This is a genomic window from Streptococcus sp. UMB1203, from assembly GCF_030217725.1.
Classification (GTDB): Bacteria; Bacillota; Bacilli; order Lactobacillales; family Streptococcaceae; genus Streptococcus.
The window spans coordinates 1-1118 of sequence record NZ_JASOOK010000067.1 but is presented as its reverse complement, the minus strand read 5'-3'; the positions used below and the strand labels follow the sequence as shown (position 1 = coordinate 1118).

The window sequence follows — 1118 nt, the reverse complement described above, 5'->3', positions numbered from 1 at the left end:
TTCGAACCCACGCACGCTTTTACACGCCTGACGGTTTTCAAGACCGTTCCCTTCAGCCGGACTTGGGTAATCCTCCATACTATTCAAATGGACCTTGTAGGACTTGAACCTACGACCACTCGGTTATGAGCCGAGAGCTCTAACCAGCTGAGCTAAAGGTCCAACAAGATCATTATAGCGGCGAAGGGGATCGAACCCCCGACCTCCCGGGTATGAACCGGACGCTCTAGCCAGCTGAGCTACACCGCCATGTATCGGGAAGACAGGATTCGAACCTGCGACACCTTGGTCCCAAACCAAGTACTCTACCAAGCTGAGCTACTTCCCGAGTTAAATAGAAAAATGCACCCTAGAGGAGTCGAACCTCTAACCGCCTGATTCGTAGTCAGGTACTCTATCCAGTTGAGCTAAGGGTGCTCATTAGTTTATGCCGAGGACCGGAATCGAACCGGTACGATCGTTACCAATCGCAGGATTTTAAGTCCTGTGCGTCTGCCAGTTCCGCCACCCCGGCCTCTCTAAGCGAACGACGGGATTCGAACCCGCGACCCCCACCTTGGCAAGGTGGTGTTCTACCACTGAACTACGTTCGCACTGTTTTCTTCTATCTAAAAATGCCGGCTACATGACTTGAACACGCGACCCTCTGATTACAAATCAGATGCTCTACCAACTGAGCTAAGCCGGCTCATTTATTATATCTTAATGCGGGTTAAGGGACTTGAACCCCCACGCCGTTAAGCGCCAGATCCTAAATCTGGTGCGTCTGCCAATTCCGCCAAACCCGCATATATGACCCGTACTGGGCTCGAACCAGTGACCCATTGATTAAAAGTCAATTGCTCTACCAACTGAGCTAACGAGTCTAAAGTAACTTTCATTACCTTAAACGGTCCCGACGGGAATCGAACCCGCGATCTTCGCCGTGACAGGGCGACGTGATAACCGCTACACTACGGGACCTATGGGAGTTAACGGGATCGAACCGCTGACCCTCTGCTTGTAAGGCAGATGCTCTCCCAGCTGAGCTAAACTCCCTAGAGCTAAGCGACTTCCATATCTCACAGGGGGCAACCCCCAACTACTTCCGGCGTTCTAGGGCTTAACTTCTGTGTTCG

11 tRNA genes are annotated in these 1118 nt (G+C 51.8%); all 11 read right to left on the bottom strand.

What is annotated here, in order from left to right:
- Window positions 1-88: 88 nt before the first annotated feature.
- The 11 genes from QP439_RS08955 to QP439_RS08905 all read right to left on the bottom strand — a co-directional run bounded on the left by QP439_RS08955 (window position 89) and on the right by QP439_RS08905 (window position 1038).
- A tRNA-Ile gene (locus tag QP439_RS08955) sits at window positions 89-162 on the bottom strand.
- 13 nt (window positions 163-175) lie between these two features.
- Window positions 176-249: transfer RNA gene (locus QP439_RS08950), tRNA-Met, on the bottom strand.
- Window positions 250-254: 5 nt separating this feature from the next.
- Window positions 255-328 (bottom strand) — tRNA-Pro (locus QP439_RS08945).
- Between the two features lie 15 nt (window positions 329-343).
- Window positions 344-417 (bottom strand) — tRNA-Arg (locus QP439_RS08940).
- Window positions 418-428: 11 nt separating this feature from the next.
- Window positions 429-514: transfer RNA gene (locus QP439_RS08935), tRNA-Leu, on the bottom strand.
- Between the two features lie 7 nt (window positions 515-521).
- A tRNA-Gly gene (locus QP439_RS08930) sits at window positions 522-593 on the bottom strand.
- A gap of 22 nt (window positions 594-615) precedes the next feature.
- Window positions 616-688 (bottom strand) — tRNA-Thr (locus QP439_RS08925).
- 18 nt (window positions 689-706) lie between these two features.
- Window positions 707-788, bottom strand: a tRNA-Leu gene (locus tag QP439_RS08920).
- Between the two features lie 5 nt (window positions 789-793).
- A tRNA-Lys gene (locus QP439_RS08915) sits at window positions 794-866 on the bottom strand.
- Window positions 867-890: 24 nt separating this feature from the next.
- Window positions 891-963 (bottom strand) — tRNA-Asp (locus QP439_RS08910).
- Window positions 964-965: 2 nt separating this feature from the next.
- A tRNA-Val gene (locus tag QP439_RS08905) sits at window positions 966-1038 on the bottom strand.
- Window positions 1039-1118: the final 80 nt, after the last annotated feature.